The organism is Pseudomonas sp. NY15463 (genome assembly GCF_048068415.1).
Classification (GTDB): domain Bacteria; phylum Pseudomonadota; class Gammaproteobacteria; order Pseudomonadales; family Pseudomonadaceae; genus Aquipseudomonas; species Aquipseudomonas mosselii_C.
On sequence record NZ_JBLUQD010000002.1, the window covers coordinates 616,744 to 633,608 of the forward strand.

13 protein-coding genes and 1 pseudogene are annotated in these 16,865 nt (G+C 64.4%); 8 read left to right on the forward strand and 6 right to left on the reverse strand.

Going from position 1 to position 16,865, the window contains the following annotated elements; translation table 11 throughout:
• Positions 1 to 4 precede the first annotated feature (4 nt).
• From ACNFIC_RS06980 to ACNFIC_RS07000, 5 genes are all read left to right on the forward strand, one after another.
• Positions 5 to 676: a heavy metal response regulator transcription factor gene (locus ACNFIC_RS06980; RefSeq protein ID WP_138218944.1), complete on the forward strand. Its 672-nt coding sequence runs from the start codon at positions 5 to 7 to the stop codon at positions 674 to 676.
• A 51-nt stretch (positions 677 to 727) separates the two neighbouring features.
• Positions 728 to 2,143 carry a heavy metal sensor histidine kinase gene (locus tag ACNFIC_RS06985; RefSeq protein ID WP_416780499.1) on the forward strand — a complete coding sequence of 472 codons (1,416 nt, stop codon included), beginning with the start codon at positions 728 to 730 and terminating at the stop codon, positions 2,141 to 2,143.
• 138 nt (positions 2,144 to 2,281) lie between these two features.
• Complete coding sequence (locus ACNFIC_RS06990; RefSeq protein ID WP_138218946.1) at positions 2,282 to 2,506, forward strand: hypothetical protein; 225 nt, start codon at positions 2,282 to 2,284, stop codon at positions 2,504 to 2,506.
• Positions 2,507 to 2,710: 204 nt separating this feature from the next.
• Positions 2,711 to 4,018, forward strand: a complete 1,308-nt coding sequence (locus tag ACNFIC_RS06995) for an OprD family porin (protein ID WP_416780501.1) — start codon at positions 2,711 to 2,713, stop codon at positions 4,016 to 4,018.
• 204 nt (positions 4,019 to 4,222) lie between these two features.
• Positions 4,223 to 5,725 (forward strand): diguanylate cyclase, encoded by a 1,503-nt coding sequence (locus tag ACNFIC_RS07000; RefSeq protein ID WP_416780503.1) that lies wholly within the window; start codon positions 4,223 to 4,225, stop codon positions 5,723 to 5,725.
• Here ACNFIC_RS07000 and ACNFIC_RS07005 read toward each other — a convergent pair.
• On the reverse strand, positions 5,722 to 6,198 hold the full coding sequence (locus ACNFIC_RS07005; protein ID WP_138218949.1) for a ferritin-like domain-containing protein: 477 nt from the start codon (positions 6,196 to 6,198) through the stop codon (positions 5,722 to 5,724). The two genes, ACNFIC_RS07000 and ACNFIC_RS07005, sit on opposite strands and share 4 nt — an antisense overlap.
• 205 nt (positions 6,199 to 6,403) lie before the next feature.
• Between ACNFIC_RS07005 and ACNFIC_RS07010 the strand changes: the two genes are divergently transcribed.
• A complete protein-coding gene (locus ACNFIC_RS07010; RefSeq protein WP_138218950.1) occupies positions 6,404 to 6,625 on the forward strand; it encodes a DUF3820 family protein in 222 nt (73 codons plus the stop codon).
• A gap of 480 nt (positions 6,626 to 7,105) precedes the next feature.
• On the opposite strand, the gene ACNFIC_RS07015 is transcribed toward ACNFIC_RS07010, so the two are convergent.
• From ACNFIC_RS07015 to ptsP, 3 genes are read right to left on the reverse strand one after another with little or no spacing between them, the layout of a single operon-like run.
• Entirely contained in the window at positions 7,106 to 8,833 is a 1,728-nt protein-coding gene (locus ACNFIC_RS07015) for a PTS fructose-like transporter subunit IIB (RefSeq protein ID WP_416780505.1), read from the reverse strand.
• On the reverse strand, positions 8,833 to 9,780 hold the full coding sequence (gene pfkB / locus ACNFIC_RS07020; RefSeq protein ID WP_138218952.1) for a 1-phosphofructokinase: 948 nt from the start codon (positions 9,778 to 9,780) through the stop codon (positions 8,833 to 8,835). Before pfkB ends, ACNFIC_RS07015 begins: the two co-directional genes overlap by 1 nt.
• Position 9,781: 1 nt before the next feature.
• Positions 9,782 to 12,634 (reverse strand): phosphoenolpyruvate--protein phosphotransferase, encoded by a 2,853-nt coding sequence (ptsP, locus tag ACNFIC_RS07025; RefSeq protein ID WP_416780508.1) that lies wholly within the window; start codon positions 12,632 to 12,634, stop codon positions 9,782 to 9,784.
• 291 nt (positions 12,635 to 12,925) lie between these two features.
• On the opposite strand from ptsP, the gene cra reads away from it, so the two are divergent.
• Together cra and ACNFIC_RS07035 are read left to right on the forward strand one after the other, a co-directional pair.
• Positions 12,926 to 13,921: a catabolite repressor/activator gene (cra, locus tag ACNFIC_RS07030; RefSeq protein WP_416780509.1), complete on the forward strand. Its 996-nt coding sequence runs from the start codon at positions 12,926 to 12,928 to the stop codon at positions 13,919 to 13,921.
• Positions 13,922 to 13,923: 2 nt separating this feature from the next.
• Complete coding sequence (locus tag ACNFIC_RS07035) at positions 13,924 to 14,700, forward strand: TatD family hydrolase (protein ID WP_138218955.1); 777 nt, start codon at positions 13,924 to 13,926, stop codon at positions 14,698 to 14,700.
• Between the two features lie 130 nt (positions 14,701 to 14,830).
• Here the strand turns inward: ACNFIC_RS07035 and ACNFIC_RS07040 are convergent, their stop codons facing one another.
• Positions 14,831 to 15,544: a methyl-accepting chemotaxis protein gene (locus tag ACNFIC_RS07040; RefSeq protein WP_416780639.1), complete on the reverse strand. Its 714-nt coding sequence runs from the start codon at positions 15,542 to 15,544 to the stop codon at positions 14,831 to 14,833.
• A 144-nt stretch (positions 15,545 to 15,688) separates the two neighbouring features.
• Positions 15,689 to 16,810, reverse strand: a pseudogene (locus tag ACNFIC_RS07045) (HAMP domain-containing protein); the annotation flags it as partial.
• Between the last annotated feature and the right edge of the window lie 55 nt (positions 16,811 to 16,865).

The window sequence follows — 16,865 nt, forward strand, 5'->3', positions numbered from 1 at the left end:
GACCATGCGTGTGCTGATCATCGAAGACGAAGAAAAAACCGCCGATTACCTGCATCGGGGTCTGACCGAGCAAGGCTTCACCGTCGACCTCGCGCGCGACGGCATCGACGGTTTGCACCTGGCACTGGAAGGCGACTACGCGGTGATCGTGCTGGATGTGATGCTGCCGGGCCTGGATGGCTACGGTGTGCTGCGCGCCTTGCGCGCGCGCAAGCAGACCCCGGTGATCATGCTCACCGCCCGCGAGCGGGTCGAGGACCGTATCCACGGCCTGCGCGAAGGCGCCGACGACTACCTGGGCAAGCCGTTCTCGTTCCTCGAACTGGTCGCCCGCCTGCAAGCCTTGACCCGCCGCAGCGCCAGCCACGAACCCTTGCAGGTGCAGATCGGCGATTTGTGGATCGACCTGATGGCGCGCAAGGCCACCCGCGCCGGCCAGCGCCTGGAACTGACGGCCAAGGAGTTCTCGCTGCTCAGCGTACTGGCTCGCCGCCAGGGCGAAATCCTGTCCAAGACCGCGATTGCCGAGTTGGTGTGGGACATCAATTTCGACAGTGACGCCAATGTCGTGGAGGTCGCCATCAAACGCCTGCGCGCCAAGCTCGACGGGCCGTTCGACAACAAGCTGCTGCACACCATCCGAGGCATGGGCTATGTCCTGGAAAACCGCGCCTAGCAAAGGTGCGTCACAGCGGGTGTGTGCTGGCCTGGATGGGATTGGGATTCGATGAGCGTAAAACACCATTGGCGCGGCAAAACCGGTAACTCCATCGCCTTGCGCCTGTCGCTGCTGTTCGCGCTGGTGGCGCTGGGGGTGTTCGTGCTGATCGGCAGCGCCCTGTATCGCCAGGTGGACCGCAGCCTGGATTTGCTGCCCCAGGCCGAGCTGGACGCACGCTTCAGCGTGCTGGAATCGGCACTCAACCGCTATGGCACCCCCGAGCACTGGGCCAAGATCCGCACCAAGCTCAACCTGCTCAGCGAGGAAGACCGGCGCATCCGCTTCTGGGCGGTTGGCAGCGACCCGACCTACGACTACGGCCACCCCAGCGAGCTGGTACGGGCCTTTGCCGAGGGCCCGCCGGGCATGCGCGACCTGCGCTTGCCTGATCGCCCCTACCCTTACAAGGTGCTGGTCAGCGAGCTGCCGGCGCTGGGCGAGCGCCCGCCGCTGCGCTTTCTGATCGGCATCGACACCGAATCGTTCTGGCAGGCCCAGCACAGCCTGCTGGTGGCCATCGTCGGGCTGGCTGCGCTGGGGGTGCTGCTGGCCTCGCTGTTGGGCTACTGGGTCGCACGGATCGGCCTCAAACCCTTGCAGGCGCTGTCGGACGAAGCCCAGCAACTGGCCCTGCCGCGCCTGGAGGGGCGCTTGCAAACTCAGCACCTGGCACCGGAGTTGGCGCAGTTCGCCGACGCCTTCAACGCGACCCTGGCACGGGTCAACCAAGCCTATTCGCAGTTGGAGGCGTTCAACGCCGACGTGGCCCACGAGCTGCGCTCGCCCCTGACCAACCTGATCGGCCAGACCCAGGTGGCCCTGACCCGTGGGCGCAGCGCCGAACACTACTTCGAAGTGTTGCAATCGAACCTGGAGGAGCTGGAGCGCCTGCGCAGCATCATCAACGACATGCTGTTCCTGGCCAGCGCTGACCAGGGCAGCAAGGCCACGGCCCTGACCCGCGCGTCGCTGGCCGAAGAGGTCGCCACCACCCTCGATTACCTCGATTACATCCTGGAAGACGCGCAAGTGCAGGTCCGTGTCAGCGGCGATGCCCAGGCGCAGATCGAAAAGGCGCAACTTCGCCGGGCTCTGATCAACCTGTTGAACAACGCTGTGCAGCACACCGCGCCCAATGCCGTGATCCAGGTGCACATTCAGGCTGACGAGCAGCAGGTGAGCATTGCCGTGACCAACCCCGGGCCTGGCATCGCCGACGAGCACCTGCCGTTGCTGTTCGAGCGGTTCTACCGGGTCGATGCAGCTCGCGCCAACAGCAGCGGCAACAACCACGGCCTAGGCCTGGCGATCGTCAAGGCCATCGCGCTGATGCACGGCGGCACGGTGTTCGTGCGCAGCCAGGGTGGTGCAAACACCTTCGGCATCCGCCTGCCGAGCGTCAACGACGCGGGTTTGCGGTAAAAACTCAAGGAACTTCCTTGGGATAATTACTTTTTGCGCAACAGTGCTTATCCAAACAGCCTCTGTTTCCCACGCCCTTGGAGGACTAACTTTAGCCCTGTCTCCATTAGCACTTGCCCCGCAAGAAGGTTGTATCAAATGTCCAACAGTATGGGTTTTGCCAGCGTATTCGTCCTGTCGTCCCTGTTGTTGTCGCCCCTGGCCATGGCCGAAGAATCCCAGGCTTTCGTGGCCCGTAATGCAGCACTTACCGAAGTGCATCAAGAGGCTCGCGAAGCCTTCGCCGCGCAGCACTCCGGCGCCGTGAAAGACGCACAGCAGACAGCTTCAAAAGTTCAAGCAGGCGATAATGCCGACAGCTGATCGACTGCTCCGGCGTTTCCAGTTTTCCCTTGGCTACGCCATGGGCACCGCCCATGTTGATATGTTAGCCTTTCAAAGCCGCTGCTAATCAGCGGCTTTTTTATGTGCAGGAAATATCAGCCAGGTTGTTACGTCTCACTATAAGAAACTTGCAATCCCGACAATAAAAACTGCCCCACCGCCAGACCAAAGGAGCTTGTCCCGGTGCCTTACGCGTTCCGTTTTACCCCGTTGTTCGTTGCATTGGCTGCAACGATGCCTTACGCCGCCCAGGCCGATGAAGACAAGGCTGATGGCTTCATCGAAGGTTCGACCCTCAACCTGCATTTTCGTAATGCCTACTTCAATCGCAACGAGCGCAACACTGACGTGCGTGACAAGCGCGAGTGGGGCCAGGGCGCCGTGGCGCGCTTCGAGTCCGGCTACACGCCCGGGGTGATCGGTTTGGGCCTTGACGCCCACGCCATGCTCGGCCTGAAGCTCGACGGCGGCGACGGCCATGCGGGCACCTCGATCCTGCCCAGCGAGCCGGGCGACAAGTCGCGCCACGCGTTCTCCACCGCTGGCGGCGCCATCAAGCTCAAGGGCTTCGATACCGAACTCAAGGCCGGTGACCTGTTCCTCACCAACCCGGTAATCGCCGGTGGCGAGACGCGCATGCTGCCGCAGACCTTCCGCGGCTTCGCCCTGAGCAACACCAGCATCGACGGGCTGATGCTCGAAGGTGGCCAGGTCAGCTTCACCAAGCCTTACAACCAGAGCGGCCATCGCCGCATCGACACCTACTACGGCGACCTGCAGGGCGAGAAGAGCAAGCACCTGAACTGGGCCGGCGCGTCGTGGAGCGGGACCGAGAACGTCACCGCCAACCTGTATGCCGCCGAGCTGAAGGACATCTGGAACCAGTACTACGCCGATTTCGACTACACCTACGTGGTCAACGATCTGGTCAGCCTCAACCCTGGCGTGCACTTCTATCACACCCAGGACACCGGCCAGTCGCTGCTCGGCAAGATCGACAACAACACCTACAGCGTGCACTTCACCGTGGCCGCAGGTCATCACAGCGTCACCGCCGCCTACCAGCGGGTCAACGGCAACACGCCGTTCGACTACATCAACCTGGGTGACAGCATCTACCTGGACAACTCGCGCATGTACTCGGACTTCAACGCACCCAACGAGCGTTCGTGGAAGCTGCAATACGACTACGACTTCGCCGGCCTCGGCGTGCCAGGGCTGACCAGCTCGGTCTCGTACTCGCGCGGTGAAGCCGACCTGACCAAGGCCACACAAGATCTCAGCCACTACGCGTACTACAACCCCGAAGGCAAGAACGCCAAGCACTGGGAGCGTGACCTGGACGTGAAATACGTGTTCCAGCAAGGCGATCTGAAAGACCTGTCGGTGCTGGTGCGCTACGCCACTCATCGCGCCGGCCAAGGCTACTCGGAGGTCGACGACAACGACGAAATCCGCGTGATCGTGGATTACCCGTTGAACGTCTTCTAACCTGAAGCCGCGAGCCAGAGGCCTTGCGGGGCACGTCCGAACCCAGCGTTGGTGCCATTGACCACGACGCTGCGGGCGCGCCCCGTGCACCTTTCCGCCAGACGGAAACGCATATTTCTTGTTCGACAATCCGACGTTCCCTAGAATACCGCCGCCGCGTAATGGCCCACCCCCAAGATCCAGGGGGCTTATGCAGTAGCGAGCATGACGTCACTGATCCGATTACCAAGCACCGCCCTGTACAAGTCACACCCTGAACGGGTCCTAAACCTGGGCAGTTGCCTGGCTGTGCTCGCCATCGTCGCTATCGTCGGCTACCTGCTGGCACGCGAACGGGACAGCGTCGAGCAATCAGCCATTCGTGCCTCGCGCAATATCGTTCAGTTGATCGAAAGCGACATCCTGCGCAACGTCGAACTCTACGATCAGTCGCTCAAAGCCGTGATCTGGGCCGTGCAGCACCCTGAGCTACTGCAGGTCGCCCCCAAGCTGCGCCAGCAGATTCTGTTCAACCAGGCCTTTTCCACCCCCATACGCGGTGACATCCTCTGGCTCGACGCCAAGGGTGATGTGGTGGGCGACTCCACCAGCGCAGTGCCACGCCAAGCCAACTTCGCCGACACCGCGCCCTTCCAGGCCCATCGCGACAGTCCAGGGCTGGGCCTGCTGATCAGCCCGCCGTTCAAGGCGCGCCTGGGGAACCTGGACTGGTGCATCAGCTTCAGCCGACGCATTTCCGGGCATAACGGCGAGTTCATGGGCCTGGCCGCCGGCGCCTTACGGCTGTCGTACTTCAACCAGCTGTTCCAGCGCCTGGACATCGGCGACGACAGCAGTATCAACCTGCTCAATACCGACGGCCAATTGCTGGCGCGCCAGCCAACCCGCCCGCAAGACCCGCTGATCGGGACCAACTTCGCCGACTACCCCAACTTCAAGCGCATCCTGGGCGAACACGCCGGCAGCTTCTCAGCCCGTTCGGCCCTGTATGGCACCCAACGCATCTACACCTTCGCGCGGGTGGCGGACCTGCCGCTGATCGTGCTGGTGGTCCATTCGGCCGACGAGGTGTACAAGCCTTGGCGACGCACCGCGCTGCTGGTGAGCGTGGCCACTGGGGTACTGTGCCTGGGCATTCTGTGGCTGACCGTGCTACTGGGCCGTGAGCTGCGCCGACGCCACGACGCCGAACAAGGCCTGGCGACCCTGGCAGCCACCGACAGCCTCACTGGGCTGGCCAACCGGCGTCGGCTCGATCAAGCCCTGCGCCTGGAATGGAGTCGCGCCCAGCGCAACCGCAAGCCGCTGTCGGTACTAATGGTGGATGTGGATCACTTCAAAGCGTTCAACCAGCGCCATGGGCATGCCGGTGGCGACCATGTACTGCGCGAGGTGGCCAAGACGATCGAGCGCTGTATCCGTCGTCCGGCGGACTTGGCGGCGCGCTATGGCGGCGAGGAATTTCAGGTGGTGCTACCGGAAACCGAGCTGGCTGGTGCCATGCTGCTGGCCGAGCGCATCCGGTCGAGCGTCGAGAGCATGCCGCCGTTCCACGGTGATGAGCGCTCGGTTACCGTCAGCGTGGGGATCGGCCTGCACGTACCCGGCACCCAGCAAGACCTCACCGGTCTGCTGGGTGCCGCGGACGAAGCGCTCTACCGGGCTAAGGCCAAGGGCCGCAACCGGGTCGAGGGGCCGGCGGATTAAGAACGCGCGCGAGCAGCGTTACGCAGCGCCTTGACCTGGTCATGGTTGCGCTGCACGCCCTGCAGCTGCTTCTCGACAAGTTGGTAGGTCGGGTCGCTGGCGCTACGGCCCAGCTTCACCAGCTTCTCACGCCCTTCCTTGTAGGCCTTCAGCGCGTGGTCTTCACCGCGCTCCACCTCATTGAGCACCGCTTCTTCATCCTTGCCGGTGACCAACGACTTGAGGTTGACCCAACCACGGTGCAGGTCGCCGCTGATGCTGGTGCTGGTTTCCGGGTCGCCACCCAGGCGACGTACTTCGCTCTGCAACTCGCCGGCAGCGTTGGCGCATTCACCGGCGCGTTGCACGAAGAACGCCTTGAGCTCAGGGTTCTTCACGTCGTCGGCAGACGACTTGAAACCCTTCTCGCCGTCCTTGCTGTACTCGATCAGGTCGTTGAGAACATCGATCACGTCTTTGTTGGGATTGCTCATGGGTAAAACTCCTTGGCAGATGGAAGTCAACAGTACTGGAGCATCCTCCGTGCCAAGCTTGACGATAAAAAAATAAACCTTATAAATCAATAAGTTAAAAACAATAACCAGCCCTGCCTAGCCTGCGTTCTGCATGATCGCCGCTTGGGCCTTCGTGCAGATTGCAGTATGGTCGGCGCATCACTTGCGACAGGCCAAGCCCACGATGAAACCTGAGTCCCTGCAACTGCTGGTCACCCGCAGCATGCCATTTGGCAAGTACCAAGGCCGGCTGATCGCCGACCTGCCCGGCGATTACCTGGCCTGGTTCGCGCGCAAGGGGTTTCCGCCTGGCGAGCTGGGCGGCTTGCTGGCATTGATGCACGAGATCGACCACAACGGACTGGGGGATCTGCTCAAGCCGTTGCGCGGCAAGGGTCGCAGTTGAACACGTAGGCCCTCTGCAGGAGCGGCCTCGCAGCCCGTTCGCGACGCGAGGCCGCTCTCATAGAACTACACATAACTTGTTGATTTAGAAGGAATCTGTGGGAGCGGGCTTGCCCGCGAACACCGGCAAAGCCGGTGCCATACACCGAGTCGCCTGCTTAGCGGGCAAGTCGGGGCGCCGAACCGCCGCTCCCACAGGGTACGCGGAGCGCTTGCGAAATCAGTTCTCTGCGCGACAGCGCAGCCCAAAGGGCTGGGTGATCTCCTATAGAACTGCACATAACTTGTTGATTTAGCGGGGACCTGTGGGAGCGGGTTTACCCGCGAAACAGGCGACTCGGTGTATGGCACCGGCTTCGCCGGTGTTCGCGGGTAAACCCGCTCCCACAGGGTACGCGGCGCGCTTGCGAAATCAGTTTTCTACGCGACAACGCAGCCCAAAGGGCTGGGTAATCTCCTACAGGGTTTGCTGCTTGGCGGGTCAGCCCTTCACCGGCGTCACTGCCAACTCAAACTGCTCGCCCTTCTTGATGACCGCGTACACCACCGCCGTCACCAGGCTACCGGCGAGGATCGCCAGCAAGTACAGCAACGCATGGTTGATCGCGTTGGGGATCAGCAGCACGAACAGTCCGCCATGCGGGGCCATGAGTTTGCAGCCGAAATACATCGATAGCGCCCCGGTCAGGGCGCCACCGGCGATACTCGCCGGAATCACCCGTAGCGGGTCCTTGGCAGCAAATGGAATCGCGCCTTCGGAGATGAAGCACAAGCCCAGCGCCAACGCCGCCTTGCCGGCCTCGCGCTCGCTCTGTGCGAACTTGCGCCGGGCGATCAAGGTGGCGATGCCCAAGCCAATCGGCGGCACCATGCCGGCGGCCATCGTGGCGGCCATTGGCGCATAGCTCGACGACGCCAACAGCCCTACCGAGAACGCATACGCCGCCTTGTTGATCGGTCCGCCCAGATCGACGCACATCATCCCGCCGAGCAACAGCCCAAGCAGAATGGCGTTGGTGGTGCCCATGCTGTCGAGGAAATGGGTCAGCCCCACCAGCATCGCCGCCACCGGCTGGCCGACCACGTAGATCATCACCACCCCCGTGAACAGGCTGGCCACCAGTGGGATGATCAGGATCGGCTTGAGCGCATCAAGACTGCTGGGCAGGCGCACCCAGCGGGCAATGGCCTTGGCGCTGTAGCCGGCCAGAAAGCCCGCGACGATGCCACCAATGAAACCCGCACCCAAGGTACTGGCAAGCAAACCGCCGATCATCCCTGGAGCGAGGCCTGGGCGATCGGCGATCGACCAGGCGATGTAGCCGGCCAGCAGCGGTACCATCAGTTTGAAGGCCGCCTCGCCACCGATCTGCATCAGCGCAGCCGGCAAACTGCCAGCCTCTTTGTAGGCTTCGATGCCAAACACGAACGACAGGGCAATCAGCAGTCCACCGGCCACCACCATCGGCAGCATGAACGACACACCGGTCAACAGGTGCTTGTAGACCCCGCTCTTTTCGGCCTTGGGCGCAGCGCCGGTGGCCTCGGCGGCACTTTCCAGCTTGCCTTCGAACAGGGCCTTGTCCAGCGTGGCACGGGCCTGCTTGAGGGCGATGCCAGTACCGCAGCGGTAGATACGCTTACCCGCAAAGCGCGCGGTAGGCACTTCGATATCGGCGGCCAATAGCACCACGTCGGCCTCAGCAATGGCCTCGGCCGACAATGGATTACGTGCCCCCACCGAGCCCTGAGTCTCTACCGTGAGCTGGTAGCCCAGGGCCGTCGCGGCTTGCTGCAACGCTTCGGCGGCCATGAACGTGTGGGCGACGCCCGTAGGGCAGGCTGTGACCGCGACAATCTTGGCCGCAGCCCCCGGCACGGCAAGCGGTGCTGTCTCGGCCAGTACCTGGGCATTGGCGGCGGCTTCGTCGAGAAAACCCTCGCGGTCGGCCAAGGCTTGGGCGGGCGAGCTCTGGTACAGGCGTTTACCCGCGAAACGGGCCAGATCGACTGGACCTGTGCTGACCACCAGCACCCAGTCGGCCTCGGCGATCTGCGCTGCACTCAGGCGGCGCTCGGGATGCTCGGTGTCCTGCACCTCGACACTGGTGCTCCAGCCCCGGCGCTGTGCAGCCGCCGCCAGCAAACGCGCGCTGAGCACGCTGGAAACCTGGCCGTTGGGGCAGGCGGTGACAATGGCAATGTTCATCAGCGGCCCTCTTGTTGTTGTTCTGTTAGTTGCACGCCAGCTTCCAGTTGCGCCAGTTGCGCGTGGTCGCGTATGCCGAAGCCCACTTGCGTGACCGCCTGGGCCGCGATGGCAGTGGCGCGGCGTAGCGTCGCCGTGGGCGCTTCGCTCAGCAGCAGGCCATGCAGCATGCCCGCTACCAGCGAGTCACCCGCACCGACGGTGCTGGCGATGCGTACCTGCGGTGGCTGCGCATGCAGCGCCACGCCTTTAGCGAACCAACGCACGCCCTGCTCGCCTTGGGACACCACCACATGTTCGACCCCGCTGGCCAGCAGGCGCTCGGCAGCTGCACGTTGCTCTGCCACGGATTCGACCGCCACCCCGAGCACCTCTCCAAGTTCTTCGGTGTTGGGCTTGACCAGCCAGGGCGCGGCCTGCAAACCCGCACGCAGGGCTTCGCCGCTGCTGTCCAAGGCCACCTTCAGGCCAAGCGCCTTGAGGCGTTCGAGCAATTCGCGCAGCCACTGCGGGCTGACGCCACGCGGCAAGCTGCCAGCCACCACCACCGCGTCATGCCCCGGCGCAAACTGTTCCAGGCGATGCAGCAGCGCGCTGCGCGCCGCCTCATCCACCTGTGGCCCCAGGCCATTGATATCGGTGACCCGGCCATCGGCCTCGACCAGCTTGATGTTGCTGCGCGTCTCGCCCGGCACACGCACGAACGCATCCGCAAAACCGCGCCACTGGATCAGGTGCTCGAACGGTTGCAGGTTGTCCTGACCGAGAAAGCCGCCGACGCTGACGCGATGGCCAAGGTCAGCCAATACCTGGGCAACGTTCAGCCCCTTGCCAGCCGCATGAGTGTGCTGGTCCTGGCTACGATTGACCGCGCCTGGGCGCAGTTGGTCGAGGCTGACGGTCAGGTCCAGCGCCGGGTTGAGAGTAAGGGTGAGGATCTTGGCCATTTCAGTAACGCTCCACCAACGCCCGAACCGCTTCGGCGCTGTCTTGTTGCAGGGCCTCGCGCGCCAGGGCGCGGGCCGTCGAAAGGTCAGCCTGGCGCACCAGGGCCTTGACTTCAGGGATGCTGCGGGCCGACACGCTCAGTTCGTCCACCTCCAGCCCCAGCAGCAGTGCCACGGCCTGTGGGTCAGCGGCAAGCTCGCCGCACACGCCGACCCACTTGCCCTGGGCATGCGCGGCGCGCACGGTCATGTCGATCAGTTGCAGCACGGCCGGGTGCAGGCCATCAGCCTGGGCCGACAGGCTCGGATGGCCACGGTCGATGGCCAGGGTGTACTGAGTCAGGTCGTTGGTGCCGATGCTGAAGAAATCCACCTCGCGCGCGAGCTGCCCGGCCAACAACGCGGCCGACGGCACCTCGACCATGATCCCGACTTGCAGGTCGCGCACTGGGATCTCGATACGCAGGCGCTCAACCATGGCCTTGGCCGCCCGCCACTCATGGACCTGCCCGACCATCGGGAACATGATCCGCAGCGGCCGGTCATCGGCGGCGCGCAGCAAGGCGCGCAACTGGTCTTCCATGATCTGCGGACGCTGCAAGGTCAGGCGTACGCCACGCACACCGAGGAACGGGTTTTCTTCCGCCGCGATCGGCCAGTACGGCAGCGGCTTGTCACCGCCCACATCGAGGGTCCGTACCACCAGAGGGCGACCGGCCAGGCCATCGAGCACGCGGCGGTATTCAGCCTCCTGGGTGGCGACATCCGGCGCCTGGGAATGCGCCATGAAAATCAGCTCGGTACGCAGCAGGCCAACGCCCTCGGCGCCCTGCTCCACCACCTTGTCGAGGCTACTGCTGTCACCGATGTTGGCGAACACCTCCACAGCATGGCCGTCACGCGTCTGCGCCGGTTCATGACGCTTGGCCCAGGCGGCCTGCAAGCGCTGCTCACGGGCATCACGCTCGGCCAGCGCGCCTTGCAGCTCGTCGGCAGGCGGCGCGATGGTCACCCGGCCACGCTGGCCATCGAGCAGCAGCGGCGTGCCACTGGCCAGCAGCAGGATCGACTCGCCAGCACCGACCACCGCTGGAATGCCAAGGGCGCGGGCGACAATGGCGCTGTGCGCGGTGGCGCCGCCGTGGGCGGTGACGATGCCAGCGACGCGCGCGGGATCCAGGCGCGCGACATCGGACGGCCCGACTTCGGCCATCACCAGTACGTAGGGTTGCTCGGGTTCGGCGCTTTGCTGCACGCCACACAGTTGCGCCAGCACGCGCCGGCCAATGTCGCGCAGGTCGGCTGCGCGCTCGGCCAGCAGGGTGTCCTGCAGGGCCTCCTGGCGGCGCGCGGCAGCGTCAACCACTGCCATCCAGGCGGCGGCGGCGCTCTCCCCTTGAGCCAGGCGCGACTCCACGTCGTCAGTCAATGCCGGGTCGCCGAGCATTTCCTGGTGGGTGAGGAAAATCTCGCCGATGGCTTTGTCGCTGCGCTTGATCAGGGCGTCGAGGTCAGCGTGTACCGCCTCAAGGGCCGCACGCAGCTTCTGGCGCTCCAGGGCAGGCGACTCACCCCGCAGCGGATAGTCGATCTCGCGCTCCACACACACATGCGCCGGGCCGCTGGCGATGCCCGGCGCAGCCGCCACCCCTTGCAGGCTGCTACCAGCGGCAGGCGCCGCCAGCACCGGCGCTGGGGCTTGAGCCTCCACAGGTGCGGCGTGCGGCAACGGTTCCACGTCTTCACCCAAGCCTTGTTCGATGGCCGCCCGCAACGCAGGCAACGCGTCGGCTGCAATCGCAGGCTCGGCGATCAGTTCGAGGGTCTGACCACGCCGGGCGCCCAGGCTCAGCAATTGACTCAGGCTCTTGGCCGACACCGCAGGTTCGGCACTCTCGAGCACGCGCAGGCGAATCTCACCATCGAAGCCCTTGGCCAACTGCGCCAGTTCCTTAGCCGGGCGCGCATGCAAACCATGCGGGTTGGCCAACATCACCTGCGTGCTGGGCCAGTCGGCAGGGACTTCGCCGCCCAGCACTTCGAGCACGGCGCGGCTGCTGGTGGCCTGATAGAGCATCTGGCCGCGCCCTTCGATCAGCACTTCGCACAGGCGCTCAAGCAGCGCCTGGTGCGCAGCGCCAAGGCTGGCCAGGCAGAACAGGCCATTGAGCGGCTGGTCGCGATAGCGCAAAGGCTGCTGCGGGGTGATGAAGGCCAGGCCTGGCTGGCGCACCTGGCGCTCGCTGTGCAGCCACCACAAGCCTTCGCCCAGCGGCAGTGGTTCGGCCTGTTGCAGCACGGCGGCGAAACCCGCATCAACGCACCCGGCACGTTGCAGCAAGCGCGCACCGCGCCAGGCCAATTCGTCGAAATCTTCGGCGGGCAGGTTCAAGCCCACCAGTTGCGCATCCAGTGCCAGCGCCTGCGGCGCCCCCTGCAACAACTTGAGCAGCGCCTCGGCGGAGCTGGCGCGGCGCAGGGCCTCGGCCAGGTCGGTTTCGCCCAAGGCGCGGGTGAGCAATTGCAACAGGCGCAGGTGCTCGTCGGAGCGCGCGGCGATGGCAATGGCCAGGTAGACGATCTGTCCGTCGCCCCAGTCCACCCCTTCGGGAAACTGCATCAGGCGCACGCCGGTGCTGAACACCAGCTCGCGGGTCTGCGGGGTGCCGTGGGGAATGGCGATACCCTGGCCGAGGAACGTCGAACCTTGCGCCTCACGGGCGCGCAGGCCATCGAGATAGCCCTCGGCAACCAGACCGTCGGCTACCAGGTGCGAAGCCAGCAAGTGCAGCGCCTGGTTTTTATCGGCGGCCTTCTGGCCCATGGCAATCTGCTCCACGGCAAGCTCGAGCATGACCTTCTCCTTTGCGGCGCCGTGCTGGCGGCCGAGGTATTGTTGTGAAATTCGATGACGAAGGTAGACAAGCCTTCGACACCTGGGCGAAGTATGCTTTCGGGGCAGGAAAATTCGCCTGGCTGAAACGTTTAATCTGACTAAGCGGCCACGTTACTCGATAATCTGCCGGCGAAAAAGCCCCATCCTGTCGGACAATTGCGACAATGGTCGCCTGCGCGCAAGCCTGCCTATGAGTGAAACTATCCCGTCAGGCAAGCAGCCAGCCCCGGAAATAACAAGGAAAATTCGGTGAAACTCAGCGATATCGCCCGTCTGGCCGGAGTGTCAGTGACCACGGCCAGCTACGTCATCAACGGCAAGGCGGAACAGCAGCGCATCAGCAACGGTACGGTCGAGCGCGTGCGCGCAGTGGTCGAGGCCCACGGCTTCACGCCCAACCCACAGGCCGCCGGCCTGCGCAGTCGGCACACACGCACCCTGGGGTTCATTCTGCCGGACCTGGAAAACCCCAGTTACGCACGCATCGCCAAGCAGCTCGAACAGGGCGCGCGCGCGCGCGGCTATCAGTTGCTGATCGCCAGTAGCGATGACCAGCCCGACAGCGAACATCAGTTGCAGCAGTTGTTCCGCGCCCGCCGCTGCGACGCACTGTTCGTGGCCAGTTGCTTGCCGCCGCAAGACGACAGCTACCGCGCCCTTCAGGACAAAGGCGTGCCGGTAATCGCCATCGACCGGAGCCTGGACCCGGCACACTTCTGCTCGGTTATCAGCGACGACCGCGATGCCAGCCGCCAGCTGGCGGGCAGCCTGCTGGCCAACCGCCCACAGAGCATCGCCCTGCTCGGCGCACGCCCCGAACTGTCGGTAAGCCAAGCCCGCGCCGAGGGGTTCGAGCAGGCGCTGCAAAGCTATGCCGGCCAAGTGCGTCGTTACCAAGGCGAGGCGTTCAGCCGCGCATGCGGCCAGCGCCTGATGCAGCAGCTGATCGATGAGCACGGCGGCCTGCCTGACGCGCTGGTGACGACCTCCTACGTGCTGCTGCAAGGGGTGTTCGATGCCCTGCAAGTGCGTCCGGCAGGCTCACGGCACTTGCAACTGGGCACCTTTGGCGACAATCAATTGCTGGACTTCCTGCCGCTGCCGGTCAACGCGATGGCGCAACAGCACGGCCTGATCGCGGCCACCGCGCTGGAACTGGCAGTGGCCGCTATCGAAGACAAACGCTACGCGCCCGGCGTGCACGCCATCGCCCGTACCTTCAAGCAGCGAATCCCGACCGTCTGAGCATGCGCCTGATCGACACCCACACCCACCTGGACTTTGCCGACTTCGACGCCGACCGCTCGAAGCTTTTGGCCAATGCCGCAACGCGCGGTGTCGAGCGCATGGTTGTGCTGGGCGTGCATCAGGACAATTTCCAGCGGGTCTGGGACCTGGCCTGCAGCGAGACCTGCGTGCGTGCAGCGTTGGGCCTGCACCCGGTCTACCTGGAGCAGCACCGCCCCGAACACCTGGACACCCTGCGCCAGTGGCTCGGGCGCCTGCACGGCGACCCGCGCTTGTGCGCGGTGGGCGAGTTTGGCCTGGATTACTACCTGCCGGCACTCGACCCGACTCGCCAGCAGTCGCTGTTCGAGGCGCAGCTACAGATAGCCTGTGATTTCGCCCTCCCTGCGCTGCTGCATGTGCGCCGCAGCCACGCCCAGGTGATCGCCACGCTCAAACGCTACAAACCTGTGCGCGCAGGCATCATCCATGCCTTCGCCGGCAGTTACGAAGAGGCGCGCGAGTACATCAAGCTGGGCTTCAAACTCGGGCTCGGTGGCGCCGCCACCTGGCCCCAAGCGCTGCGCCTGCGCAAGACAATCACCCGCCTGCCGCTCGAAAGCGTGGTGCTGGAGACCGATTCGCCAGACATGCCGCCTGCGATGTTTCCCGGTGTGCGCAACAGCCCCGAGCACCTGCCGGCCATCGCCGAGGCGTTGGCACAGGTGATCGGGATCGATGTCGAGCAGCTGGCCGAGGTCAGTAGTCGCAATGCCGATGAGCTGTTTGGTTGGTAGCGCGGCTATATCGAGCCAGTGACCTGGGCTAGCGGCTTTAGCCGCGAACACCGATGTAGCCGTCGCCATCCACCGCGTCGTTTGCTTCACGGTGCTCCAGTATTCCGGCACGCCTGCACAAGTCGCGGCACTAAACCCTGAATGCTCCAATCATGCGTTTGAGTTCCAGCACCTGCGCCGACAGCGCGCGGCTGGCATCTTCGGTCTGGCAGGCGCCGTCAGTGGTGTCCTGCGCCGCGCGGTTGATCGCCACGATGTTCTGGTCGATGTCATGCGCCACCGCCGTCTGTTGCTCAACAGCGGCGGCAATCTGCTGGTTCTGCTCGACGATGCCGCCTACCGCCCCGAGGATATTGCCCAGCGCCTGTTGTACCTGATGCGCCTCCTCCACCGTTCCTGCGGCCATCTGGTGGCTGCTGCCCATCACCCGTACCGCCGCCGCCACGCCCTCTTGCAGACGCTGGATCATTTGCGCAATTTCGGCGGTCGAGTCCTGGGTGCGCTTGGCCAGGGTCCGAACCTCGTCGGCGACCACCGCGAAGCCCCTGCCCTGTTCGCCCGCCCGCGCCGCCTCGATGGCGGCATTGAGCGCCAGCAGGTTGGTCTGCTCGGCGATACTGCGGATCACCTCCAGTACCCTGCCGATGGCCAAGCTATCGTCGGCCAACTGGTTGACCGCCACCACACTCTGGTCGATCTCGCCCGCCAGTCGGGCGATGCTGCCCTGCTGGCTTTCGACCAAGTCGCGCCCCGAGGCGCTCTCATGGTTGACCCGCTCGGCACCTTCTGCGGCCAACGCAGCGCTGCGGGCCACCTCCAGGGCGGTGGCGCTCATCTGGTTCATCGCCGTGGCGACCTGCTCGATCTGCTCGCGCTGACCACTGACCGCCTGGTTGCTGCGGGCCGAGACCGACAACACCTGCCCGGCCTGCTCCTCGACCGTGGTCACGGTCTGCCCAACCTGCTCGATCAGCCCGCGAATACGCCGCACGGTTTCGCTGAAACCACGGCCCAGCTCGCCCAGTTCATCCTGGCTCTGGGCCTGAAAGCTCACCGTCATGTCGCCGGCAGCCACCTTGTCCATGGCGCTGCCCAGGTTGCGCAAGGTCTTGCGGGTGGAGACATAGAAACCGCTGTACAGATAGATTATCAGCGCGAACACCATGCCCAATGCCGCCACCAGGGCAAACATACGCAGGCGGTGCTGCTCCAGGCGAACCTCCAACTGGCCTTGCACATAGCCCAGTACGGCGTCGTTGAGCCGATAGGTCTGGGCCATCAGCTCGCTGGTCTGCTGGTAGAAGCCGGTCCACGGCGCATCCAAGGTTTCAGCCACCACCACTTGGTCTTCGAACAAGGTCGCGGCCTGGCGCACGCTTGCCCGGCTGGCCTGGGCGCTGCTTGCCAGTGCGCTGTTGGCGCCTGGATCGAGGGACAGCGCGTCGTCGAGGCGGATCGCATAATCGGCCGCCAGCCGCTCCAGGCGTTGCAGCAGATCTTCGAAGCGCGCGCTGCCGGCCGAATCCATGAAACCACGGCCCAGCGCCACCGCGCCCATCGCCCGGCCCTCGCCGAGCGTCTGGGTCACTTGTGCGGTGGCGGTGCCAAGCACCTCACCTAACTGACGAACCGAGGCCTGACTGTCCTGATTCAAGCCCGACTGGCTGGCAATCAGCTTGCTCAACAGCTGGGCCTGGGTCAGCAGCTTGTCGAACAGCGCCGCCTTGTTCTGCAGTGAGGTTTCGCCGCGCGCGCTGGCGAAGGCCTGGGCCAGTTCCGCGCGCTTGGCCTCGATCGCCGGATCGCCGCCCTCAAGCGCCTCCAACCGGGCCTGGACCTTGTCCTGCAGCGCGCTGATGCGCGCTTCCACGTCACCGGCCTGGCCCGACTGGCCAAGCACGGCGTTGATCTGCAACAGGTTACCGAGGCTCTCCAGATCGCCGCGCAGCACCAGGCTTTCAGCCAGCGGAGCCAAGCCCTGCAACTCGGCTCGGGTCGCGTGGAACTGGTTGTAGGCGTCGCGCACCAGATAGAAGCTGGTGATCGCCATGGGCAGGAAGAACAGGACACTGATCAGGCTGAACTTCATGCCAAAGCTCAGCCGATTCATCAGTGCGATGGCCGGATAGAGCAGACGCTTCACAGGTCACCTCCTTGAATTCTTG